The sequence below is a fragment of the Mycobacterium sp. NGS16 genome (assembly GCF_059813225.1).
In genome coordinates this window covers 103,070-125,342 of the sequence record NZ_JCALEE010000005.1, presented here as the reverse complement: position 1 = coordinate 125,342, position 22,273 = coordinate 103,070, and the positions used below count along the sequence as shown (strand labels likewise).

The 22,273-nt window shown below is 68.7% G+C and carries 22 protein-coding genes and 1 tRNA gene; 9 read left to right on the top strand and 14 right to left on the bottom strand.

Annotation, left to right across the window (positions count from 1 at the left end):
- Positions 1-23: 23 nt before the first annotated feature.
- Together AC5Y4Q_RS14175 and AC5Y4Q_RS14170 are read right to left on the bottom strand one after the other, a co-directional pair.
- Entirely contained in the window at positions 24-929 is a 906-nt protein-coding gene (locus tag AC5Y4Q_RS14175; protein WP_082952513.1) for a diacylglycerol kinase, read from the bottom strand.
- Positions 926-2,506 carry an FAD-binding oxidoreductase gene (locus AC5Y4Q_RS14170; RefSeq protein ID WP_342707967.1) on the bottom strand — a complete coding sequence of 527 codons (1,581 nt, stop codon included), beginning with the start codon at positions 2,504-2,506 and terminating at the stop codon, positions 926-928. The genes AC5Y4Q_RS14175 and AC5Y4Q_RS14170 overlap by 4 nt, the downstream gene beginning before the upstream one ends.
- A gap of 56 nt (positions 2,507-2,562) precedes the next feature.
- Between AC5Y4Q_RS14170 and AC5Y4Q_RS14165 the strand changes: the two genes are divergently transcribed.
- Both AC5Y4Q_RS14165 and AC5Y4Q_RS14160 read left to right on the top strand, forming a co-directional pair.
- Positions 2,563-3,141, top strand: coding sequence for a TetR/AcrR family transcriptional regulator (locus AC5Y4Q_RS14165; protein ID WP_064920787.1), 579 nt, complete (start codon positions 2,563-2,565; stop codon positions 3,139-3,141).
- Entirely contained in the window at positions 3,138-4,676 is a 1,539-nt protein-coding gene (locus tag AC5Y4Q_RS14160) for a glycerol-3-phosphate dehydrogenase/oxidase (protein ID WP_064920786.1), read from the top strand. Before AC5Y4Q_RS14165 ends, AC5Y4Q_RS14160 begins: the two co-directional genes overlap by 4 nt.
- 113 nt (positions 4,677-4,789) lie before the next feature.
- Here the strand turns inward: AC5Y4Q_RS14160 and AC5Y4Q_RS14155 are convergent, their stop codons facing one another.
- Together AC5Y4Q_RS14155 and AC5Y4Q_RS14150 are read right to left on the bottom strand one after the other, a co-directional pair.
- Positions 4,790-5,356 (bottom strand): methyltransferase family protein, encoded by a 567-nt coding sequence (locus AC5Y4Q_RS14155; protein ID WP_064920785.1) that lies wholly within the window; start codon positions 5,354-5,356, stop codon positions 4,790-4,792.
- 79 nt (positions 5,357-5,435) lie between these two features.
- Complete coding sequence (locus tag AC5Y4Q_RS14150; RefSeq protein ID WP_064920784.1) at positions 5,436-6,314, bottom strand: LysR family transcriptional regulator; 879 nt, start codon at positions 6,312-6,314, stop codon at positions 5,436-5,438.
- A 106-nt stretch (positions 6,315-6,420) separates the two neighbouring features.
- Between AC5Y4Q_RS14150 and AC5Y4Q_RS14145 the strand changes: the two genes are divergently transcribed.
- Positions 6,421-7,170 (top strand): SDR family oxidoreductase, encoded by a 750-nt coding sequence (locus AC5Y4Q_RS14145; RefSeq protein ID WP_064920783.1) that lies wholly within the window; start codon positions 6,421-6,423, stop codon positions 7,168-7,170.
- A gap of 100 nt (positions 7,171-7,270) precedes the next feature.
- On the opposite strand, the gene AC5Y4Q_RS14140 is transcribed toward AC5Y4Q_RS14145, so the two are convergent.
- The 7 genes from AC5Y4Q_RS14140 to aceE all read right to left on the bottom strand — a co-directional run bounded on the left by AC5Y4Q_RS14140 (position 7,271) and on the right by aceE (position 16,950).
- Positions 7,271-8,692: an acyl-CoA carboxylase subunit beta gene (locus AC5Y4Q_RS14140; protein ID WP_064920782.1), complete on the bottom strand. Its 1,422-nt coding sequence runs from the start codon at positions 8,690-8,692 to the stop codon at positions 7,271-7,273.
- A 55-nt stretch (positions 8,693-8,747) separates the two neighbouring features.
- Positions 8,748-10,016, bottom strand: a complete 1,269-nt coding sequence (gene kasB, locus AC5Y4Q_RS14135; protein ID WP_064920781.1) for a 3-oxoacyl-ACP synthase KasB — start codon at positions 10,014-10,016, stop codon at positions 8,748-8,750.
- 36 nt (positions 10,017-10,052) lie between these two features.
- Complete coding sequence (kasA, locus tag AC5Y4Q_RS14130) at positions 10,053-11,306, bottom strand: 3-oxoacyl-ACP synthase KasA (RefSeq protein WP_064920780.1); 1,254 nt, start codon at positions 11,304-11,306, stop codon at positions 10,053-10,055.
- Positions 11,307-11,308: 2 nt separating this feature from the next.
- A complete protein-coding gene (acpM, locus tag AC5Y4Q_RS14125; protein WP_064920779.1) occupies positions 11,309-11,611 on the bottom strand; it encodes a meromycolate extension acyl carrier protein AcpM in 303 nt (100 codons plus the stop codon).
- A gap of 81 nt (positions 11,612-11,692) precedes the next feature.
- Positions 11,693-12,613, bottom strand: a complete 921-nt coding sequence (locus AC5Y4Q_RS14120) for an ACP S-malonyltransferase (RefSeq protein WP_082952512.1) — start codon at positions 12,611-12,613, stop codon at positions 11,693-11,695.
- A 184-nt stretch (positions 12,614-12,797) separates the two neighbouring features.
- Positions 12,798-14,108: a PucR family transcriptional regulator gene (locus AC5Y4Q_RS14115; protein WP_064920777.1), complete on the bottom strand. Its 1,311-nt coding sequence runs from the start codon at positions 14,106-14,108 to the stop codon at positions 12,798-12,800.
- Positions 14,109-14,160: 52 nt separating this feature from the next.
- Positions 14,161-16,950 (bottom strand): pyruvate dehydrogenase (acetyl-transferring), homodimeric type, encoded by a 2,790-nt coding sequence (gene aceE, locus AC5Y4Q_RS14110; protein WP_064920776.1) that lies wholly within the window; start codon positions 16,948-16,950, stop codon positions 14,161-14,163.
- Positions 16,951-17,142: 192 nt separating this feature from the next.
- On the opposite strand from aceE, the gene AC5Y4Q_RS14105 reads away from it, so the two are divergent.
- The 5 genes from AC5Y4Q_RS14105 (at position 17,143) to AC5Y4Q_RS14085 (ending at position 19,060) form a co-directional block, all read left to right on the top strand.
- Positions 17,143-17,730, top strand: a complete 588-nt coding sequence (locus tag AC5Y4Q_RS14105) for an Rv2240c family protein (RefSeq protein WP_428844257.1) — start codon at positions 17,143-17,145, stop codon at positions 17,728-17,730.
- Between the two features lie 66 nt (positions 17,731-17,796).
- Entirely contained in the window at positions 17,797-18,219 is a 423-nt protein-coding gene (locus AC5Y4Q_RS14100; RefSeq protein ID WP_064920800.1) for a DUF3052 domain-containing protein, read from the top strand.
- Positions 18,219-18,680, top strand: coding sequence for a peroxiredoxin (locus tag AC5Y4Q_RS14095; protein WP_064920774.1), 462 nt, complete (start codon positions 18,219-18,221; stop codon positions 18,678-18,680). Before AC5Y4Q_RS14100 ends, AC5Y4Q_RS14095 begins: the two co-directional genes overlap by 1 nt.
- Before the next feature lie 51 nt (positions 18,681-18,731).
- Positions 18,732-18,806 (top strand) — tRNA-Val (locus AC5Y4Q_RS14090).
- Positions 18,807-18,844: 38 nt separating this feature from the next.
- Positions 18,845-19,060, top strand: a complete 216-nt coding sequence (locus tag AC5Y4Q_RS14085; RefSeq protein WP_499959369.1) for a hypothetical protein — start codon at positions 18,845-18,847, stop codon at positions 19,058-19,060.
- Positions 19,061-19,072: 12 nt separating this feature from the next.
- Here the strand turns inward: AC5Y4Q_RS14085 and AC5Y4Q_RS14080 are convergent, their stop codons facing one another.
- Positions 19,073-19,279 carry a hypothetical protein gene (locus tag AC5Y4Q_RS14080; protein ID WP_064920773.1) on the bottom strand — a complete coding sequence of 69 codons (207 nt, stop codon included), beginning with the start codon at positions 19,277-19,279 and terminating at the stop codon, positions 19,073-19,075.
- A 6-nt stretch (positions 19,280-19,285) separates the two neighbouring features.
- Positions 19,286-19,702 carry an ArsR/SmtB family transcription factor gene (locus AC5Y4Q_RS14075; protein WP_064920772.1) on the bottom strand — a complete coding sequence of 139 codons (417 nt, stop codon included), beginning with the start codon at positions 19,700-19,702 and terminating at the stop codon, positions 19,286-19,288.
- Positions 19,703-19,812: 110 nt separating this feature from the next.
- Between AC5Y4Q_RS14075 and fadD8 the strand changes: the two genes are divergently transcribed.
- Positions 19,813-21,405, top strand: coding sequence for a fatty-acid--CoA ligase FadD8 (gene fadD8 / locus AC5Y4Q_RS14070; RefSeq protein ID WP_064920771.1), 1,593 nt, complete (start codon positions 19,813-19,815; stop codon positions 21,403-21,405).
- 2 nt (positions 21,406-21,407) lie between these two features.
- On the opposite strand, the gene AC5Y4Q_RS14065 is transcribed toward fadD8, so the two are convergent.
- On the bottom strand, positions 21,408-22,268 hold the full coding sequence (locus AC5Y4Q_RS14065) for an LLM class F420-dependent oxidoreductase (RefSeq protein WP_064920799.1): 861 nt from the start codon (positions 22,266-22,268) through the stop codon (positions 21,408-21,410).
- Positions 22,269-22,273 lie beyond the last annotated feature (5 nt).

Here is a 22,273-nt window from a genome sequence, read left to right as displayed (position 1 = left end):
GGGCTTACGCGCCTGTTCGCCCGTCAGGGGCGACGCAGGATCTGCAGTGCGCCCGGCACCGCCGACACCGTCACCGGCAGCGGGGCCACGAAGTCCCCATCGGCGTAGGCGTTGATGCCGGGGCACTCCACCCGCACTGAGGTGGCCCGCCGGGTGCTCACCTCCTCCAGCTGCACATGGGTGCCCTTGAACACGGTGGGAAACAGCCGGATCAGCTTGGTGCGGGAGTCCGAGTGCACCATGGTGACGTCGAGTAGTCCGTCGGAGTGGTCGGCCCCCGGGCAGATCCGCATACCGCCGCCGTAACTGCGGGTGTTGCCGAACGCCGCCAGCGTCAGATCGATGTCCAGCGGCTCGTCGTCGTCGAAGGTGAGCCGGAACGGCAGCAGACGCAGCTTGGACATCTCGGCCACCATGGCCAGGTTGTAGCGCATCCGCCCGTGCGGCCAGCGCATCCGGTTGACGCGATCGCTGACCAATGAGTCGAATCCGGCCGCCATGACGGTGCCGAACCAGGACGGGGCGGCGTCGTCGGGGGTGATCCGGCCCAGGTCGACCGTCTCTGTCCGGCCGTCGACGACGATGTCGGCGGCCGCCTCGGGATCACCGGTGGGCAAACCGTATTCGCGGGCGTGATCGTTGCCGGTGCCGGCCGGGATGATGCCCAGCGGCACGTCACCGAGCGCCAGCGCCTGCAGTGCCAGCGAGATGACGCCGTCGCCGCCGGCCACCACCACCGCGTCGGTGCCCGCAGCCAGTGCCTCGTCGAGCAACTGCCGGGCGTGACGGGGATCGGCGCCGACGATGTGGTTGACGTCCACACCGCGCTGCTGGAAACGGGCGAGGGCCCGCTCGGCCGCGTGCCGCGCGTTGCCGTGCCCGGCCGCCGGATTGGTCAACAACGTGACCCGGCCGATGCGGCGCGTCACGGGATCAGCTTGCCGGGGTTGAGGATTCCGGCCGGATCCAGGGTGGCCTTCACCGCCCGCAGCACCTGCACGCCCAGCTCGCCCACCTCGTCGCCCATCCACGGGCGGTGGTCGGCGCCGACGGCATGGTGGTGGGTGATGGTACCCCCGGTGCGCATGATCGCCTCGCTTGCAGCGGTTTTCGCTGCACGCCACTGCTCGATCGGATTGCCGCGCTGCCCGGCGACGACGGTGAAGTACAACGACGCGCCGGTCGGGTAGACGTGCGAGATGTGGCACAGCACCAGGGCGGGAGTGCCGCTGTCGGCCAGCGCGGTGGTCAGGGCCTCGGTGACAGCGGCCTTGAGCGCGGGAAGGTTGGACCAGTTGGTGGCGGTCTCCAGCGTTTCGCACAGCGCCCCGGCGGCCAGCAGCGAATCCCGCAGGTACGGCGCGGAGAACCGGCCGTGCTCCCAGGCCCGCGCCGGCCCCTCACCCAACGAGGTTCCGCCGTGCGCGGCCAACAGCGCCTGAGTTTCGGCGTGCCGGCTCTCGGCGTGTTCGGCGGTTCCCTCGAACAGGGTGATCGCCAGGCAGCCGCCGGTGATCTGCTGCTCGCCGATCTGCTCTGTGCTGGCCAGGTTGACGCCGGTCTCGGCCTCGTCGGAGAGCCGGACGACCGTCGGGCCGGTTCCGGTCTGGGTGATGGCACGCAGCGCCGTAGCCCCGGTGGCGAAGTCGGGAAACGACCACGCCTCGTAACGGGTGGTCGCCGGCAGCGGATGCACCCGGACCCGGACCCGGGTGATGACGCCGAACACCCCCTCCGAGCCGATCAGCAGCTGACGCAGGTCCGGTCCGGCCGCCGACGCTGGGGCGCGCCCCAAGTCCAGCACCCCGGCCGGGGTGACCATCCGCAGGCCGCGGACCATGTCGTCGAACCGGCCGTAGCCGGCCGAATCCTGGCCCGACGAACGGGTGGCGGCAAATCCGCCGAGGGTCGCGAACTGGAAGCTCTGCGGAAAGTGGCCGAGCGAGAAGCCGTGTTCGCCGAGCAACCGTTCGGCCTCCGGCCCGGTGACCCCGGCGCCGAATTCCGCCTCCCCGGAGACCTCGTCGAGGCGGATCAGCTCCTTGAAGCGGCGCAGGTCCAGCGAGACCACGGCCTGGAAGGAGTTGCGGATCGGGTCGAGCCCGCCGACGACGCTGGTGCCGCCGCCGAACGGGACCACCGCGATGCCGCGCCGACTGCAGTAGCTCAAGATCTCCGCGACCTCGTCGTCGGTGGCGGGCAGCAACACCGCGTCAGGAGCATCCTGCGGCCCGGAGCTGTTGCGCCGCAGCAGATCCAGGGTGGACTTGCCTCCGGCTCGCAGCAGCCGGCCGACCTGATCGACCCGGCAGAACTCCTTGCCGACGATCGCCGCAAGGGCCTGTTGGTCCGGGTCGGCCAACGCCGACGGCCGCAGCGGCACCTGAGCAGGGTCGGCTTCGGCGGCGGCGGCGCCCTCGATCCCGAGTGCCGCCTTCAGCAGCTGGCGGATGCCGTCGGACAGCGGTTTGGCCGCCGCGGGGTCGCCCCAGGCGTTCCACTTCATCGGCGGAAGGAGGGCATCCTGGGCGTCAGACGGAGTCATGCGTTACAGTATTACATATGCTGTCAACCAGTAATGACGAGCGCGTCGATGTGGGCGAGCGGATCCTCGACGCTGCCGCGAGCTGTCTGCTCGCGCTCGGCGTCGAGCGGGTGACGTTGGCGGCGATCGCGCGCCGTGCCGGGGTCAGCCGTCCTACCGTCTACCGGCGCTGGCCCGACAGTCGATCGGTGATCGCCGCGCTGCTCACCGCGCGGATCACCGAGGCCTGGACGGGGCTGGCGCAAGCCGGCGCCGGACGCGAGGCGCTGGTCGACCGCATCGTCACGGTGGCCGGGCGGCTGCGCCACGACGAGGTGGTCATGCAGGTGCTGCATCACGCGCCGGATTTGGCCATGGTCTACATCGCCGAGCGGATGGGTGCCAGCCAGCGGCGCCTGATCGACCTGGTGGCCACCGAGCTCGCTGATGCCCAGCGGGGCGGCGGGGTGCGGGCGGGCGACCCGCGTCAGCTCGCCGCGATGTGCCTGCTGATCACCCAGTCGGCGATTCAGTCGGCGCAGATCGTCGCGCCGATCCTGGATGAGCAGGCACTGGCCGCCGAACTGACCTACACCCTGAACAGGTACCTGTCGTGATATCCGATCCAGCCCTCAACGCCGCCCGCCGCACCGCCGAGCTGACGGCCCTGGCCGACGGTGCGCCCGTCGATGTCGTCGTGATCGGCGGCGGGATCACCGGGGCCGGGATCGCCCTGGACGCCGCCACCCGGGGCCTGCGGGTGGTGCTGGCCGAAAAGCACGATTTGGCGTTCGGCACCAGCCGGTGGAGCTCCAAACTGGTGCACGGCGGGCTGCGGTATCTGGCGACCGGCAACGTGGGCATCGCGCGGCGCAGCGCGATCGAACGCGGAATCCTGATGACCCGCAACGCGCCTCATCTGGTGCGGGCGATGCCGCAGCTGGTGCCCTTGCTGGCGTCGATGCGTGGGCGCGAGCGGGCCCTGGTGCGCGCCGGGTTCTTCGCCGGTGACGTCCTGCGCCGGCTGGCGGGGACACCGGCGACGGTACTGCCCCGCTCGCAACGGATCTCGCGCGAGCAGGTCATCGACTTGGCGCCCACCGTACGCCGTGACGGACTCGACGGCGGGCTGCTGGCCTACGACGGGCAGCTGATCGACGACGCCCGGTTGGTCGCGGCGGTGGTCCGCACCGCAGCCCAGCACGGCGCGACGATCCTCACCTACACCGCGGCTTCGGAGGCCAGTGGCGACTCGGTCCGACTGACCGACCAGCTCTCCGGCGAGTCGTTCGCCGTCACCGCGCGGGCCGTCATCAACGCGACCGGGGTGTGGGCCGCCGATATCGACCCGGCCTTGCGGCTGCGGCCGAGCCGCGGCACTCACCTGGTGTTCGACGCGTCGGCCTTCGGCAACCCGACCGCCGCGCTGACCGTACCGATCCCGGGCGAACTGAACCGGTTCGTCTTCGCCATGCCCGAACAGCTCGGCCGGGTCTATCTGGGGCTCACGGACGAAGAGGCGCCCGGACCGGTTCCCGATGTGCCACAGCCTACTTCGGGCGAAGTGTCCTTCCTGCTCGATACCGTCAACACCGCGCTGGGAACCACCTTGGGCGCCGGTGACGTCATCGGCGCCTACGCGGGGCTGCGGCCGCTGATCGACACGGGCGAGGGGCGCACGGCCGACGTCTCGCGCAACCACGCCGTCGTCGAGTCGGAGTCCGGGGTGCTCAGCGTGATCGGCGGCAAGCTGACCGAGTACCGGCATATGGCTGAAGATGTGCTGGACCGGGCGGAGCGCATGCGGGCGCTGGGCGCCGCGCCCTGCCGTACCCGCGACCTGCCGCTGGTGGGTGCCCCGGACAACCCGGGATCGCAGCGGGCGCTGACCGCCGACCTGCCCCCATCGCTGGTGCTGCGCTACGGCGCGGAGGCGCCCAACGTGCTGGCCGCCGCGACCTGCGAGCGTCCCGGGGAACCGGTGGCCGACGGGATCGACGTGATCCGTGCCGAGTTCGAATACGCGGTCAGCCACGAAGGAGCGCTCACCGCCGAGGACATCGTGGATCGGCGGACCCGGATCGGGCTGGTAACCGCCGACCGCGAGCGCGTCGTCGAGGCGGCGCGGGAGTTTCTCGCGGCCGCCGATTGAGCCGAGCTGGGCACGCGGGTTCCGCACCTGGGGCTGCAGCGGATGAACGCCGGGGTTTCGACGCTCGAAGTCGACGGTGATCCTGGCTCGGGGTCGAGCCGCTACAGCTGGCGCTAGAGGTAGCGGCGGACCCGGCTGCAGTACTCGGCGTACTCGCGGCCGTAGTGCTCGCGCATGAAGGATTCCTCGCGCAGCACCTGACGGTTGAACAGCCACACCGCGGCGAGCAGGTAGATCAACGGAATCCAGCTGGGAAAGACCAAGAACTGGCCGAGCAGCACCAGCCCGAACCCCACATAGATGGGATTGCGGCTGATCGCGAAGACGCCCGACGTCACCAGCTTGTCCGGGTGATCGGTGTCGATGCCGACGCGGAAGCTGGTGCCGAAGGCGACCAGGCTCGCCACCACCATGAGCAGACCGCTGAAGCAGAGCACCACCCCGATCCAGGAGAGGCCATCGGAGTCGAAGAACCGCTGCGAGCCGACCAGCGGCCATCCGAAGGCCCCGGCGAAGATCACGTAGAAGTAGACCAGCGCAAACGGCGGGATCAGGAAGTCCTTCCTGTCCGTGCTTCCGAAGTGCAGCGCATCGGTTCCGCTGCGCCGCAGCACGATCAGGCGAACGGCGACCAGAACCGGACACAGCGCGAGCGCCAGGGCGGCCAGGTATCCGGGCATCGGTATCCCCTTTGGTTGCCTGCGGCTAACGCGCGGAATTCATCGTAGGGTGAATTGTCTGGGTGCGCCGCGCCGGTTGTCAAGGGCGCTGGCGCAGGATCAGGTCCCGGACCGGTGAATTGGTGTGGGGCTGCCACAGCGCCTGCACCGGCACCAGTAGCGGTTCGGCGAGATCGACCACGGTGACAGCGCCGCCGACGGCCGGTCCCGGCGGTGCGGTGACGAACGCGACCGCGCTTTCGGTCAGCGCTGCCACTTCGGGTGGGCAGCCCTGCACCCGACTGACACGGTACTGCGGCTCGAATCCGGCGCGCCGACAGGCGTTGACCAGGAAGTCGCTGTAATACGAGGCGCCGGGCGGCGCCCACAGCGCGATCACTTCGTCGGCCAGGTCAGCGATGCTGATCCGGGGCCGGTCCGCCAGCGGGTGGCTGCCGGGCACAGCGACTCGCAGCGGGTCGTAGCCGATCACCGCGCCGGCAAGGCGATCCTGGGGTACCACGGCGCGGCGTAGTCCCAACTGCACATCGCCGTCGCGCACACCGGCGGTGAGCCGGTCGGGGAACAGTTGCACGACCGTGAACGACGTGTCGGGGGACGCGGCGATTGCCGGCTCGAGCAGGGCGTAGACGTCGTGATTGCTGATCGCGGGGGAGTGCCCGACGACGAACTCATCCGGTTCGGCGCTGGCCGCAGCCCGAGTGTGCTGGGTGAGGGTTCTGGCCGCCGCCAGCAGGGCTCGGCCCTCGTCCATCAGCGTCCGGCCGGCCGGAGTCAACGCGATCCGGCGCCCGGAGCGCACCAGCAGCGTCGCGCCGATCTCCTTCTCCAGCTGTTGCACCGAATGCGACAGCGCCTGCTGCGACAGGTGCAGCTGCTTGGCGGCGCTGGTGAAGCCGGCCGACTCGGCGACGGCGATGAAGTGGGTGAGGCGGCGCAGGTCCGGGACCGGGGACATCGGCTCATGCTATCCACAAATGACTCTTGTCAATAACCCGCAGAACGCTGTTTCTCATTTGTGCATGGCCGGGTTACGTTCGTGGCAGGAGACAGGAGGGACGACCATGAGCAATCTTGCGGGCAGATCCGCGGTGGTGGCGGCGGGGGCCAAGAACCTCGGCGGACTGATCAGCACCACGCTGGGGCGTAGCGGCGTCAATGTCGCGGTGCACTACAACAGCGACAGCTCCGAAGCCGACGCCGACAAGACCGTCGCGGCCGTGCAGGAGGCTGGCGCCAAGGCCATCAAGGTGCAGGGTGACCTGACCCGCCCGGCCAACGTCACCGCGCTGTTTGACGCCGCGGCGGACGCGTTCGGCGGGGTGGACTTCGCGGTCAACACCGTCGGCAAGGTGCTGCGCAAGCCGATCCTGGAAACCTCTGAGGCCGAATACGATTCGATGTTCGACATCAACGCCAAGTCCGCCTACTTCTTTCTGCAGCAGGCCGGCAAGCGGCTCAACGACAACGGCTCGGTGGTCACGATCGTGACCGCACTGCTCGGCGCTTTCACCGACGGATACTCGACCTACGCGGGCTCCAAGAGCCCCGTGGAGCACTTCACCCGCGCGGCGGCCAAGGAGTTCGGCACCCGGGGCATCAATGTCAACAGTGTCGCGCCGGGGCCGATGGACACCCCGTTCTTCTACCCGCAGGAGACCCCGGAGCGCGTCGAGTTCCACAAGTCGCAGGGGATGGGCAACCGCTTGACCCGGATCGAGGACATCGCGCCGCTGGTGGTGTTCCTGCTCGATGGCGGCCACTGGATCACCGGGCAGACCCTCTTCGCCAACGGCGGCTACACCACGCGGTGAGCCCGGTCAGCGCCGCGAGCGTGCACACTTGCACACCGCTGCCGGCGTGCCGCCGGGCCAACACGCACGCTCGCGGCAAGGAGGAAGGGAAGGGAACTGCCTACAGCGGGATGTTCTTGTGGCGCCCGCGCCGCGCGGGGGCCTCGGCCAACGCCTGGGTGATCTTGCCGCGGGTGTGCGACGGGTCGATCTTCTCGTCGACCACCCCGATGTCGATGGCGGAGTCCACGCCACCGGCGATCCGCTCGTGCTCGGCGGCCAGCTCCTCGTGCAGCGCTTCGCGTTCGTGGTCGGGCGCGGCGGCCAGCTTCTTCTTGTGCAGGATGCCGACCGCGGCCTTGGCGCCCATCACCGCGACCTCGGCGTCCGGCCAGGCGAACACCTTGGTGGCGCCCAACGACCGCGAGTTCATCGCGATGTAGGCCCCGCCGTAGGTCTTACGGGTGACCAGGGTGACCCGCGGGACGGTGGCCTCACCGAACGCGTGCAACAGCTTGGCGCCTCGGCGCACCACGCCACCCCATTCCTGACCGACGCCCGGCAGGTAGCCCGGCACGTCGACGATCACGATCAGCGGAATCCCGAACGCGTCGCACAGCCGCACGAAACGTGCCGCCTTCTCGGCGCTTTCGGAGTTCAGGCAGCCGCCCAGCCGCAGCGGGTTGTTGGCCAGCACGCCGACGGTGCGACCCGACAACCGGCCCAGCCCGACCACCATCGAGGGCGCCCACTTGGCCTGGAACTCGTCGAACGGCGCGTCCGAGTCGAGCAGCCCCTGCACCAGCGGGTGCACGTCGTAGGCGCGGCGCGCCGACTCCGGCAGCAGCGCGTGCAGGTCGATCTCGCCGGCCTCGGCCTTGTTGCGGTCGAAATGCCCCTGCTGGCAGAACAACCCGACCAGGCGGCGGCCCCGCTCATAGGCGTCGAGCTCGTCGTCGGCGACGATGTGGCACACGCCCGACTTCTTGTGGTGGGTGTCCGGGCCGCCCAGCGCGGCCATGTCGACGTCCTCACCGGTGACGCTGCGCACCACGTCGGGGCCGGTGACGAACACCCGGCCCTCCGGGGCCATCACGATGACGTCGGTGAGGGCCGGGCCGTAGGCGGCACCGCCGGCGGCGAAACCGACCACCACCGAGATCTGCGGGACATAGCCCGAAGCCCGGATCATGGCCTCGAAGACCCGCCCCACCGCGTGCAGGGCGCGGACCCCTTCGGCCAACCGGGCTCCGCCGGAGTGCCACAGGCCCACGATCGGGTTCTGCTCGGCGATCGCGGTGTCGTAGGCGTTGACGATGTGGTCGCAGCCGTCGATACCCATCGCCCCGCCCATGACGGTGCCGTCGGTACAGAACGCGATGGTGCGCACCCCGTTGACCTCGCCGGCAGCGGCCAGCACTCCCGAACGGTCCCGCTCGTGCAGCAGTTCCACGGTTCCGTCGTCGAAGAACGTCGACAGCCGCAGCAGCGGATCGCGCGGGTCGAGTGATTCGCCCACCGTCTCGGGAACCATGGTCGTCATCGCGCCTCTCCTTGTCGTTTGATGCTTATGCCGCTGCGGGGCCGGTTAATGGCCGTCAGTACCGGCCGAAGACGAGCGCGACGTTGTGCCCGCCGAATCCGAACGAGTTGTTGATCGCGTACTGGTAGTTGCCCGGCCGGGGTTCGCCGGCCACCACGTCCAGATCGATTTCGGGGTCGAGATTCGCCAGGTTGAGCGTGGGCGGGATGACCTGGTCGCGCAACGTCAGCACGGTCAGGATGGATTCCGCCGCACCGGCCGCCCCCACCGAGTGGCCCAGCGCCGACTTGGGCGCATAGACCGCCGCGTTCCCGCCGCCCTTGCCCAGGGCGTTATCGATGGCGTGGGACTCGGCGACGTCACCGACCGTCGTCGCGGTGGCGTGGGCGTTGATGTGGTCGATGTCGCCCGGGGTCAGTCCGGCCAACTCGATCGCCCGCTTCATCGCGTGAGCGGCCTGCTCGCCATTCGGGTCGGGTGCCACGATGTGGTAGCCGTCGGAGGTGATCGCGCCACCCATGAGCCGCGCGATGATGTTGGCGCCGCGCGCCTTCGCGTGCTCTTCGGTCTCGATCACCATCAGGGCACCGGCTTCACCGAACACGAACCCGTCGCGGTCACGGTCGAACGGGCGGCACGCCCCAGCCGGGTCATCGTTGTTCGTCGACATCACGATGCGCATCTGCGCGAAGCCGGCGATCGGCACCGCCTCGATGCGCTGCTCCACGCCACCGCAGATCGCGATGTCGGCTTCGCCGAGCACGATCTGCTGCCAGGCCCGGGCGATGGCTTCGGACCCGGACGCACAGGCCGAGATCGACGTCAGCACCCCGGCCTTGGCCTGGCGGTCCAGGCCGATGGTGGCCGCCGCGGCGTTGGGCATGTACTTCTGCACGACCAGCGGCGAGACCGCTTTGAGCCCGCGTTCCCGCATGCCGTCATAGGCGAAGACCAGCTCCTCGGTGGAGCCGAGCCCGGTGCCGACCGACACCATCAGGCGCGTGGTGTCGACCTCGGGTGAGCCGGCGTGCTCCCAGGCCCGCCGGCCCATCACCAGCGCCACCTTCTGCAGGTAGGACAACCGGCGCAGCTCGGTCCGGCTGAGCCCTTCGTCGAAGGACTCGGGCGTCTCGACGAGATGCCCGCCGATGCGGACCGGCAGGTCATACTCGTCGACGAACGAATCGGTGAGCTTGCGGATGCCGCTCTGGCCGTCCAGTAGCCGCTTCCAGGTCTCTTCCGCATCCGCGGCCAACGGCGACGTCAATGCAAAACCGGTAACGACGACGTTGGGTAAACCGTTTCCTGTGGCCAGCGTTGACATGGCTGTAGCGAACTTCCCTCTCTTGGTACCGGTGTATCAGTACCGCCCGAAGGCGAGCGCGACGTTGTGCCCACCGAATCCGAATGAGTTGTTGATGGCGTACTTGTAGTCGCCGTAACGGGGTTCGCCCGCGACGATGTCGAGGTCGATCTCGGGGTCCGGCGTCTCGTAGTTCAGCGTCGGCGGGATGACCCCGTCACGCAGCGTGAGCACCGTGAGCACCGACTCCAGCGCACCGACCGCACCAATGGAGTGGCCGAGCGCCGACTTGGGCGCGTACACCGCGGCGTGCTCGCAACCGGCTTCCCGAATCGCGTTGGCCTCGGCGGTGTCGCCGATCGGAGTCGCCGTCCCGTGCGCATTGATGTGGTCGACGTCCTTGGCGGACAGACCCGCCAGCTCCAGCGACCGCGTCATCGCCCGGCCGGCCCGCTTGCCGTCAGGCCCCGGCGCCACCATGTGGAAGGCGTCGGAGGTGATCCCGGCACCCATCAGCCGCGCCAGCGGCTTGGCGCCGCGAGCCTTGGCGTGCTCCTCGGTCTCGATGATCATCATCGCGCCGGCCTCGCCGAACACGAACCCGTCCCGGTTCTTGTCGAACGGCCGCGAGGCGCCCTCGGGGTCGTCGTTGCGGGTCGACATCGCGCGCATCATCGAGAACGCCGCGATCGGCAGCGCCTCGATGCCGCCCTCGACACCGCCGCAGACCGCGAAGTCCGCGTCACCCATGACGATCTGCCGCCAGGCGTGGGCGATCGCCTCCGAACCCGACGAGCAGGCCGATACCGGAGTGATGACCCCGGCGCGGGCGCCCAGTTGCAGGCCGACCACCGCAGCGGCGCCGTTGGGCATGATCATCTGAACGGCTAGCGGCGACACCTTACGGGGGCCGCCCTCGTTCATCAGGTCGTAGGTCTCGACGATCTTCTCGCCGCCGCCCAGGCCGGTGCCGATCACCACGGCGAACCGGTCCGGGTCCACCTCCGGCGAGCCGGCGTTCTCCCATAGGCGGGTGCTGAGCAGCTTGGCCATCCGCTGGACGTAGGACATGCGGCGCATGTCCAGCCGGCCCATGTGGTCGTCGACCGGGTCCTTCAGGTGGCCGCCGATCTTGACCGGCAGATCCCATTTGGTGACGAACTCGTCCTCGAGGACGTGGATCCCACTCTCTCCGGCCAGCAGGCCCTTCCACGTGCTCTCGACGTCCGCCGCGATTGAAGTGGTGGCCTCAACGGCGGTTACCACCACACTGGGGTAACCGCCGTTGGCCGTCGAAGGCTTCGTGGACACGGTCAGTTGCTTTCCGACGAGAACTTCTCGCGCAGCGCGGCGGCAGCTTCGGGGTTCTCGGCCTCGAGCTTCTGGATGTAGGCGACCACGTCGCCGACGGTGCGCAGACCGGCGAGGTCTTCGTCGGGGATCTTGACGCCGTACTTGTCCTCGGTCTGCACGGCGATCTCCACCATGGACAGCGAGTCGATGTCCAGGTCGTCGACGAAGGACTTCTCGACGGTGACCTCAGACGGCTCGATACCGGTCACCTCTTCGATGATCTCGGCGAGACCGGCGATGATTTCTTCCTGACTGGCAGGCACAGTGTGTTCCCTTCGGTTGGTTCCGCACGGGGTGTGCGGGTTGATAACTGCGTATCTGGTTGTGCAGCTTTGGAAGCGGGCCTAGAACTCGGGGAGCCCGTCCAGATCCGCGGGGGACTTGACGGCGTGCGTCGGTGTCCCCCGAAGTTCGCGTTTGGCGATGCCGGCCAGGGTTCCCGCGGGCGGGAATTCCACGATCGCCGTCACTCCGCGAGAACGGAGCGTCTCGGTGCACAGGTCCCAGCGCACCGGCCGGGTCAGCTGCGCGACCAGGTGATCCATCGCCTCAGCCGCCGAGGCCACCGGCTGCCCGTCGCGGTTGGACAACAGCGTGGCGGTGGGTTCTGCGGTGGTGACCTGGGCCGCCGCGGCGGAGTAGGCCTCCAACGCGGGAGCCATGTACTGCGTGTGGAACGCCCCCGCGGTCGCCAGCTTACGCACCCGCGCCTTGGCGGGTGGGTCCTCGGCGAGTTTGTCCAAGGCGGGCACGGGGCCGGCGGCGACGATCTGGCCGGCAGCGTTGCGGTTGGCCGGGGTCAGGTCGAGCTGCTCGAGGCGGGCCAGCACCTCGGCTTCGTCGCCGCCCAGCACGGCCGCCATGCCGGTCGGCTCGAGTGCGCAGGCCTTGGCCATCTCCCGGCCGCGGATGGCGGCCAGCATGATGGCGTCGTCGGGGGAGAGCACGCCGGCAATGGCGTAGGCGGCGATCTCGCCGACGGAGTGGCCGGCCACGATGACATCGCCCAGGTCCGCGTTGTTCCTGCGCTTGGCCAGCTCGGCGTAGGCGAGCAGCGTTGCCGCCACCACCAGCGGCTGGGTGACCGCCGTGTCGGTGATCTCCTCGGCGGTTGCGGTGGTCCCCAGCGCGACGAGATCCAGGCCGCTGATGGTCGACCATGCGGCCAGCTGGGCTCGAGCCTCACCGGCATCCGGCGTCTCGAGCCACGGCGACAACATGCCGGGGGTCTGCGATCCCTGTCCGGGAGCGAGCAACGCAATCACGTCTTTAAGAGAACATTGTGAAGCGCGTTTTGCAGGATGTCCTAGATTATGAACATTGTCTTATGTTTTTGTGGAGGTCCTACAAAACTGTCCTCTTATGCGACATCTTCGATACCGTCCTGCGACAACCGCCGGCCGGCGTCAGCTGGCCGGAAGCCTCCCCGGGCACGCCGCCATGCCCGCCTCAGCCGACCTGATGCTCGTCGGGTACGGCCGCGGCCGCCGGTTGGGTGACGTATGTCACCGATGCGCTGCTGAAGCTGGCTTGCTGGGCCTGGTTGGCCAGCCGGCCGACGGTGGCGGCCACCCGCAGCACGTAGGCGTCGCGCGGTTGGGTGGGGTCGCGACCGGTGAAGTCCGCGATCCGCTTGAGTCGGTAGCGGACAGTGTTTGGATGAACGAACAACTTTCGGGAGCAGGCTTCGATCGCGCCGCCACAGTCCAGGTAGGCGTCCAGCGTTTCGGTCAGGGACGGCCCGGCCTCGGCCAGGGGCCGCATCACGTCGGTGTGCAGGGCCGCAATCGCCGCGGGGTCCCCGATCAGGGCCCGCTCGGGCAGCAGCTCGCGGGCCAGCACCGGCCGCGGGGCTCCGGTCCAGCCGACCACGGCGTTCATCCCGGAGATCGCCTCGCTGGCGCTGTGGTAGGCCGCGGTCAGTGTCGGTGCGGTCGGGCCGATCACCACCGGCCCGTCGGAGAACGCGCCCAGCAGGTCAGCGAGGAACTTCTGCGTCGGTGACAGCGGGCCGGACACGATCGCCACCAGCCAGGTGCCGTGTACGTCGGTCAGCGCGGCGCGGCCGTGGCGTTCGGCGACGTCGCGGACGTCCTGACTGGCCTTTTGGCCGGAGAAGGCATCCGGGCCGGGCGGCGCGGTGCCCACCACGACGGTGGCCGGTGCGGTGGTGTCCCAGTTCAGGGCCGCCGCCCGGCTCAGCAGCTCCGGACCGGTGTCACCTCGCACCACGGCGTCCACCACGCTGGCCTCCATCCGGGAGTCCCAGGTGCCCCGCGCCTCGGCGGCGTCGGCGTAGGCCGAGGCGGCGGTGAAGGCCAGGTCGCGGCTGTACTTGAGGATGCCCACCGTCAGCGCGGTCACCTGCTCCTCGGAGCGGGCCAGCATCGGCACGACCTCCTCGAAGAACTCCATGGTGACCCGCACCATGTCCACGGTGTGGCGCAGGGCGATGTGCCGGGTCAGCTCCTGGGGCACCAGCTCGAAGGCCTGCGCGGTGTGGCTGACGTTGCCGTGCGGATCATGCATCCATTCGGCGAAGTTGACCACGGCGGTCTGCACCACCAGCGCGACGCTGGCGCGTTGGGAGGCCTCCAGGTCGGCGAAGAACGGCAGCCGTTCGCCCATCGCCGACACCGCCTCGGTGGCCAGCCGGCCCGAATACTGCTTGAGCCTGCGCAGCAGGGTGTCCGGGACCGTGCTCAGCAGATCCAGCGTGGACCGCGGCAGGACCGGACCACCCGTGCTGTTGTCAGCCATGCCTAAAAGCTACGCCTGATTTCTGGCGATTCCCAACAAGGAGCAGCGTCGGTCAGGCGACACCCGAATCGGACGTCTGCTCCGGGGCGGCCAGCACGTCGTCGATCTCGTAGCGGGTCGCGGCCGTGGCCGGGACCGATGCCTCGATGGCCCCGTCGCGGGCCAGGGCGGCCAGCACCGCGACCACCACCGACTCCGCGTCGGTGTTGAAGTAGCGCCGCGCGGCCGGGCGGGTGTCGGAGAAGCCGAACCCGTCGGTGCCCAGGGTGACGTAGTTGCCGGGCACCCAGGGCCGGATCTGCTCGGGCACCGCGCGCATCCAGTCCGAGACCGCGATGATCGGCCCGGTCGCATCCGCCAGTGCCTGGGTCACATATGGCACCCCGGGCTCCCGGTCCGGGTGGCGCAGCCGCTCGCGTTCGACCGCCACGCCGTCGCGGTTGAGCTCACCCCAGCTGGTCACCGACCACACGTCGGCGGCCACATCCCAGTCGGCGGCCAGCAGCTCGGCGGCGCGCAGCGCCTCGGGCATCGCCACGCCCGAGGCCAGGATCTGCGCGGTATGGGACCCGGACCCGGTGGCCTGCTGATAGCGGTAGATGCCGCGCAGCAGTCCGTCAGGGTCGAAGCCGTCCGGTTCGGGCGGCTGCACGTAGGGCTCGTTGTAGAGAGTGACGTAGAAGTACACGTTCTCCGGGTCGGGGCCGTACATGCGCGCCAAGCCGCTCTCGATGATGTGGGCGATCTCGAAGGCGAACGCGGGATCGTAGGAGACCACCGCCGGGTTGGTGCTGGCCAGCAGCAGTGAGTGCCCGTCGGCGTGCTGCAGGCCTTCGCCGGTCAGCGTGGTGCGGCCCGCGGTGGCGCCCAGGACGAAACCGCGCGCCATCTGGTCGGCGGCCGCCCACAGGCCGTCGCCGGTGCGCTGGAAACCGAACATCGAGTAGAAGATGTAGATCGGGACCATCGGCTCGTCGTGGGTGGCATACGACGTCCCGACCGCGGTGAAGGAGGCCGTCGAGCCCGCCTCATTGATTCCCTCGTGCAGGATCTGGCCGGCTTCGCTTTCCTTGTAGGCCAGCATCAGATCGGCGTCGACGGAGGTGTAGAGCTGCCCGTTGCGGTTGTAGATCTTCAACGACGGGAACCACGAGTCCATCCCGAACGTGCGCGCCTCGTCGGGGATGATCGGCACCAGGCGCGGGCCGATCTGCTTGTCCCGCAACAACTCTTTGAACACCCGCACGGTGGCCATGGTGGTGGCCACTTCCTGGGTGCCCGATCCCTTCTTGACCGCCGCGTAGGCCTCGGACCCGGGCAACTGCAACGGGCGGGCCTGGGTGCGGCGCTGCGGTACGAACCCACCGAGGCTGCGCCGGCGGTCCAGCAGATAGCGGATCTCCGGGGCGTCCTCGCCGGGGTGGTAGTACGGCGGCAGATACGGGTTGTCCTCGAGTTCGGCGTCCGAGATGGGAATCCGCATCTCGTCGCGGAAGTCCTTGAGGTCTTGCAGCCGGAACTTCTTCATCTGGTGGGTGGCGTTGCGACCGGCAAAGTAGCTGCCCAGGCTGTAGCCCTTGATGGTCTTGGCCAGGATGACGGTCGGCTGGCCCTTGTGCTCGACGGCCGCCCGGTAGGCCGCATGGACCTTGCGGTAGTCATGCCCGCCGCGCTTGAGGTGCCAGATGTCCTGATCGGACAGATCCTGGACCAGCGCCTTGGTGCGCGGGTCGCGGCCGAAGAAGTGCTCCCGCACGTAACCGCCGTCGTTGGCTTTGTAGGTCTGGTAGTCGCCGTCGGGGGTGACGTTCATCAGGTTGACCAGGGCGCCGTCTCGGTCGGCGTGCAGCAGAGCGTCCCACTCGCGGCCCCAGACCACCTTGATCACGTTCCAGCCCGCCCCGCGGAAGAACGATTCGAGCTCCTGGATGATCTTGCCGTTGCCGCGCACCGGGCCGTCCAGGCGCTGCAGGTTGCAGTTGATCACAAACGTCAGGTTGTCCAGGCCCTCCAGTGCGCCGACATGCAGCAGCCCGCGGCTCTCCGGCTCATCCATCTCGCCGTCGCCCAAAAAGCACCACACGTGTTGGTCGGAGGTGTCCTTGATGCCGCGGTCATGCAGATAGTGGTTGAACCGGGCCTGGTAGATGGCGTTCATCGGACCCAGCCCCATTGACACCGTGGGGAACTCCCAGAAGTCGGGCATCAGCCGCGGGTGCGGGTAGGACGGCAGGCCGCCGCCGGGGTGGCTGTGCTCCTGGCGGAAGCCGTCGAGCTGGTGGGTGCTCAGCCGGCCCTCCAGGAATGCCCGCGCGTAGATGCCGGGGGAGGCGTGGCCCTGGATGAACACCTGGTCTCCGCCGCCGGGGTGGTTCTTGCCGCGGAAGAAGTGGTTGAACCCGACTTCATACAGCGTCGACGACGACGCGTAGGTCGAGATGTGCCCGCCGACGCTGACCCCGGGGCGCTGTGCACGGTGCACCATCACCGCGGCGTTCCAGCGGATCCACCGACGGTAACGGCGCTCGGTGTCCTCGTCGCCGGGGAACCAGGGCTCCAGTTCGGTCGGAATGGTGTTGACGTAGTCGGTGGAGGTGAGCGCCGGAATCGCGACCCGCTGCTCTCCGGCGCGTTCCAGTAGCCGCAGCATCAGGTAGCGGGCGCGGGCTGGGCCCGACCGGGCCAGCAGTTCGTCGAAGGACTCCAGCCATTCGGCGGTCTCTTCGGAGTCGATGTCGGGGAGGTAAGACGCCACCCCCTCGCGGATCACCCGGACACGATCGGATTCGCTTGTGCCGCTTGGTTTTTTACCCAGATCCTGGCGCACGGCCTCAGTGGTCAACGCATTACTCCTTGGTTTGGAGGTGAAGACGTGTCTCCCGGCTTGTGGCCAGAACGACACCGGACCGATCGCTTCGTCGGCCCCGTCTTTTCTATCCTGCCCCACCTGGCCCGGGACCGGCGGTGGGTGAGTGACAGGTGGGGGGTGGGTTGATCTCGGCCCGCGCGCCGCTACGCGGTAACGTCTGAGGTTGTGCTGACCGGATGGCGGACCGTCCCGCGTGGGCGGGCGCGGCGACACGCCCGGCTGGGTGCGCTGGTTGCTGGTGGAACCGCGGCGGTCGCGATGGGCGTCGTCGGCTGTACCAGCATCATCGGTGGGAACCCTCAGGCGGACACGTCGGCCGCGCCGGCCTACCGCTCCTCGGTCTCGGCGTCGGTGTCGGCCTCGGAGGCGACCTCGAGTATTCGCGAGACCCAGCGCCAGCAGTCGATGACCACCCAGGCCGTGCGCGGGGCATGCGGCAGATTCGCCTCGAGCAGCAGCGACGCCGTGGACACCGTGAACAAGTACGTGGAGGCGTTCAACAACGGCGGCGACATCCCCGGAACCGCCGGGCCGGCCGTCGAGGCGCTCAACCACAGCGCCGACGAGGTGGCCGGCGCCATCAACGAAAAGCTGTCCGCAGAGCTCAAGGACGCGTTCACCACGTATGCCGAAGCCGCCCGGGGCGTGGCGAACGCGATTTCGACCAAGGCGCCGGTCTCGGTGTACAACTCCCGCAAAGACGAATTGAACCGGGCGAGGGAGAAGGGAATGCAGCTGTGCCGAGCCTTCTAAGTGCCCGGTGCTGTGCAACGATGATGCCCAATACACGGCGCGCTGATGATCGAAGGAGGTCACACGGTGGTCGCGGCGGATAACGCCCCGAACTTCGCCCGCAAACTGGGCATCCAGAGCAAGCAGTTGGTCCAGGAGTTCGGCTGGGACGACGACGCCGACGACGACATCCGTGCCGACGTCGAAGAGGCCTGCGGCAGCGAACTGCTCGACGAAGACACCGACGAGGTGGTCGACGTGGTGCTGCTGTGGTGGCGCGACGGCGACGGGGACCTGGTGGACACCCTGATGGACGCGATCACCGCGCTGGCCGACGACGGCGTGATCTGGGTGCTCACGCCCAAGACCGGCCGGTCCGGGCACGTGCAACCCGCCGAGATCGCCGAGGCGGCCCCGACCGCCGGCCTGATGCCGACCTCGTCGGTCAATCTCGGGGACTGGAGCGCCAGTCGATTGGTTCAACCCAAATCACGGACGGGAAAGCGCTGATGTTGGAAGTCGGTACCGAAGCTCCCGATTTCACCCTCAAAGACCAGGATCAGCAGCCGGTCACGCTGAGCAGCTTCCGCGGTGACAAGAACGTCCTGCTGGTGTTCTTTCCGCTGGCGTTCACCGGAATCTGCCAGGGCGAGCTCGACCAGTTGCGCGATCACCTGCCCACCTACACAGGCGACGACAGCGTGGCGCTGGCCATTTCGGTGGGCCCGCCGCCCACCCACAAGATCTGGGCCACCGAGAGCGGGTTCCTATTCCCGGTGCTCTCCGACTTCTGGCCGCACGGGGCGGTCAGCCAGGCGTTCGGGGTGTTCAACGACGACACCGGCTTCTCCAACCGCGGCACCTTCGTGGTGGACAAGTCCGGGATCATCCGGTTCGCCGAGATGAAGCAGCCCGGCGAGGCGCGCGACCAGCAGCTGTGGGTCGACGCCCTGGCCGCGCTGAAAGGGTAGTTCCGCGGTTTTGGGCGCCCGGCATCACGCCGGGTAACCTGCCCGAGGCAAGGGCGCGTAGCTCAGTGGTAGAGCTCTGGTTTTACACACCAGCGGTCGGCGGTTCGATACCGTCCGCGCCCACCAGTGTTTGACGCCGCGGTGGACGGTCAATGCAGCCACTCATGACCACCAACCCGACACCAGGCGAGGATCCCACGCCACCGCCGGCCCCCGAAACCCCTGGTGCAGCACCGACGGGAAAGTGGGGTGTCCCGCCGACCACCAGCCCGCAGATGACGCCATCGGGGCGGTCCCGGGTCTCCCCAGGCCTGGTGCTCTGGGCGGGACTGGCCGTGCTCGTCGCGATCATCCTCGTGTTGATCGTCGTATCGGCCTAAGCGCCCACCGCCTTAGTGCGAATGCGCGTGGCCCGCATCCTCCAGTCCGGCCTGGTGCACATGCGGATGGCTGTGCACGGTGCCGTCCTCGTGGGTGTGCTCGTGGTCGTGAACGACGTGGTCGTGCTCATGCGTGTCGTGCAAGTGGACGTGTGTGTCCTCGCCGTGGGCGTGCTCGTGCGCATGCGGCGCGTCGTGGTCGTGGTTGTGGTGCGACATGACTGCTCATCTCCCTTGTTCGATGATTCGTTGCCCCAGCGCGGGCAACGCCTGGCCGGCGCCGGCCGGCAGGTTGGTGGCGGCACGGTGATGCGGCGGTACCCCGGGACCCGCGTGCTCAGCGTTGAAAACGGCGTCGGTGACCAGCTGGCAGACGTGCTCGTTCTCCATGCTGTAGAAGATCGTGGTGCCTTCCCGGCGGGTGCGCACCAGCCGAGCCATCCGGAGCTTCGCCAGGTGCTGTGAGACCGATGGAGCCGGTTTGCCGACGTGTTCGGCGAGTTCATTGACCGACATCTCCCGGCTGGTCAGCGCCCACAGCACCTGAACTCGCGTGGCGTCAGCCAACATTCGGAACACTTCGACAATCAGGCCGACCTGATCGTCCGGCAGCCGGTCCGTTGCACCCGTATCTGCATGCATACGCAAATAGTAGTTCTTGGGCGCGGTGGTATGTCAACCCCGCCGCCCGGCCGGCGGGGAGTTAATCTCCCCAGCGACAAACCGTTAGCGCACCTAGCCGAGGGAACTCCATGTCGACGCCGTCCTTGCGCCACCCAGTCCACTCCGGGCATCTCACCGTGGGCGCCCTCAAGCGCCACCGGGACAACCCGGTCCTGGCGCTGGGGGACACCACGCTGACCGGTGGCCAGCTCGCCGAGCGCATCAGCCAGTACATCCAGGCGTTCGAGGGGCTCGGTGCCGCCACGTTCGGCCTGCTGTCGCTGAACCGTCCCGAGGTGTTGATGATCATCGGCGCGGGGCAGATCCGCGGACATCGGCGCACCGCACTTCACCCGCTGGGGTCACTCGACGACCACGCCTACGTGCTGGCCGACGCCGAGGTCAGCTCGCTGATCATCGACCCCACCCCGGCCTTCGTGGAGCGCGCGGTGGGCCTGCTGGAGAAGGTGCCGACGTTGCGGCAGGTGCTGACCATCGGGCCGGTGCCGCCGGAGCTCGAGGGCAAGGCCGTCGACCTGGCGGCCGAAGCCGCCAAGTACGAGCCGCAACCGCTGGTGCCCGCGGACCTGGCCGCAGACCACATCGGCGGCCTCACCTACACCGGCGGCACCACCGGAAAACCCAAGGGCGTGATCGGCACCGTCGCATCCATCACCGCGATGACGACGATTCAGCTCGCCGAGTGGGAATGGCCCGAGCGCCCGAAGTTTTTGATGTGCACCCCGCTGTCACATGCCGGCGCAGCGTTTTTCGTGCCGACGATCGTCAAGGGCGGGCAGCTGGTGGTGCTGACCAAGTTCGATCCCGCCGAGGTGCTGCGGGTGATCGAGGAACAGAAGATCACCGCCACCATGCTGGTGCCGTCGATGATCTACGCGCTGCTGGATCACCCCGATTCGCACACCCGCGACCTGTCGTCGCTGGAGACGGTGTACTACGGCGCCTCGGCGATGAACCCGGTCCGGCTCCAGGAGGCCATCGACCGCTTCGGCCCGATCTTCGCCCAGTACTACGGTCAGTCCGAGGCGCCGATGGTGATCACCTACCTGGCCAAGGGCGACCACGACCAGAAGCGACTCACCTCCTGCGGCCGCCCGACGCTGTTCGCCCGGGTGGCGCTGCTCGGTGACGACGGCAACCCGGTGGCTCAGGGTGAGGTCGGGGAGATCTGCGTGTCCGGTCCGCTGCTGTCGGGCGGCTACTGGAACCTTCCGGAGGCCACCGCCGAGACGTTCTCCGGCGGCTGGATGCACACCGGCGACCTGGCCCGCGAGGACGAAGACGGGTTCTACTACATCGTCGACCGCACCAAGGACATGATCGTCACCGGCGGCTTCAACGTGTTCCCCCGCGAGGTCGAAGATGTCATCGCCGAGCATCCGTCGGTGGCCCAGGTGTGCGTGATCGGCACTCCCGACGAGAAGTGGGGCGAGGCGGTGACCGCAGTGGTGGTGCTGCGTCCCGGTGTCGACAGCGATGCCGCCGCCATCGCCGCGATGACTGCCGAGATCCAGTCCGCGGTCAAAGAGCGCAAGGGGTCGGTGCAATCACCCAAGCAGGTCATCGTCACTGAATCGCTGCCGGTGACCGCGCTGGGTAAGCCGGACAAGAAGGCGGTGCGCGCCCAATTCTGGTCCGGCTCAGCACGTTCCGTCGGCTGAGATCAGCCCAGCGCCGCCGCCAGCTGCCGCCACTGCTCCCGCGGGAACCCGCGCGGGTCGGCATCCAACAGCTGCACGCAGACGTGGTCGGCGCCGGCGGCCTGGTGCTCGGCGACCCGGCTGAGCACGGCCTCCGGGGTCCCCCAGGCGATGATCGCGTCGAACAGCCGGTCGCTGACTTGCGCGATGTCGTCCTCGGAGAAACCTGACCGCAGCAGGTTGTTGGCGTAGTTGGGCAGCGCGAGGTAGCTGCCCAGCCATTTGGTGCCGATCGCGCGGGCTTCGTCGCGGCTGGAGCACAAGATCGCGGTCTGCTCGGGCAGCAGCAACGGGCCCGCACCGAGCTGTTCGCGCGCATACTGGGTGTGCTCGGGGGTGGTCAGGTAGGGGTGGGCGCCGCGGCTGCGGGAGGCGGCCAGCTGCAGCATTTTCGGGCCCAGCGCCGCCAGTACCCGGGACTCGGCCGGGACGGGGATGTCGGCGGTGTCAAGCCCGTCGAGAAACTCGCTCATGGCGCGAAGCGGCCGCCGGTACCGCCCGGGATCGCCGGCGTCTACCAGCGGGGCGTGGCTGACACCGATGCCGAGCAGGAATCGATCCCCGTGGGCCGCGGTCAGCGCTGCATACGATGCCGCCACCTCGGCCGGGCTGTGCATCCACAGGTTCAGGATGCCGGTGGCGATGACCGCTCGCCGGGTGGCCGACAGCAGATTGCGCACCGCGTCGAACACCGGACCGCCGACGTCGGGAATCCACAGCGCTCCGAATCCCAACTCCTCCAGTTCGGCGGCCGCGTCGGCGGCCTCGCCCTGATCGCCGTAACGCAGCGGCGCACTCCAGATCCCCACACCCGCGATGTTCACCATCT

Bases quoted from the DNA above. Each gene is read 5' to 3' on its own strand.
- AC5Y4Q_RS14150 (WP_064920784.1), bottom strand. From the start codon at position 6,314: ATGTCCCCGGTCCCGGACCTGCGCCGCCTCACCCACTTCATCGCCGTC.
- AC5Y4Q_RS14145 (WP_064920783.1), top strand. From the start codon at position 6,421: ATGAGCAATCTTGCGGGCAGATCCGCGGTGGTGGCGGCGGGGGCCAAG.
- AC5Y4Q_RS14140 (WP_064920782.1), bottom strand. From the start codon at position 8,692: ATGACGACCATGGTTCCCGAGACGGTGGGCGAATCACTCGACCCGCGC.
- AC5Y4Q_RS14165 (WP_064920787.1), top strand. From the start codon at position 2,563: ATGCTGTCAACCAGTAATGACGAGCGCGTCGATGTGGGCGAGCGGATC.
- AC5Y4Q_RS14115 (WP_064920777.1), bottom strand. From the start codon at position 14,108: ATGGCTGACAACAGCACGGGTGGTCCGGTCCTGCCGCGGTCCACGCTG.
- kasB (WP_064920781.1), bottom strand. From the start codon at position 10,016: ATGTCAACGCTGGCCACAGGAAACGGTTTACCCAACGTCGTCGTTACC.
- AC5Y4Q_RS14170 (WP_342707967.1), bottom strand. From the start codon at position 2,506: ATGAAGTGGAACGCCTGGGGCGACCCCGCGGCGGCCAAACCGCTGTCC.
- fadD8 (WP_064920771.1), top strand. From the start codon at position 19,813: ATGTCGACGCCGTCCTTGCGCCACCCAGTCCACTCCGGGCATCTCACC.
- AC5Y4Q_RS14085 (WP_499959369.1), top strand. From the start codon at position 18,845: ATGACCACCAACCCGACACCAGGCGAGGATCCCACGCCACCGCCGGCC.
- AC5Y4Q_RS14080 (WP_064920773.1), bottom strand. From the start codon at position 19,279: ATGTCGCACCACAACCACGACCACGACGCGCCGCATGCGCACGAGCAC.
- AC5Y4Q_RS14155 (WP_064920785.1), bottom strand. From the start codon at position 5,356: ATGCCCGGATACCTGGCCGCCCTGGCGCTCGCGCTGTGTCCGGTTCTG.
- AC5Y4Q_RS14075 (WP_064920772.1), bottom strand. From the start codon at position 19,702: ATGCATGCAGATACGGGTGCAACGGACCGGCTGCCGGACGATCAGGTC.
- AC5Y4Q_RS14095 (WP_064920774.1), top strand. From the start codon at position 18,219: ATGTTGGAAGTCGGTACCGAAGCTCCCGATTTCACCCTCAAAGACCAG.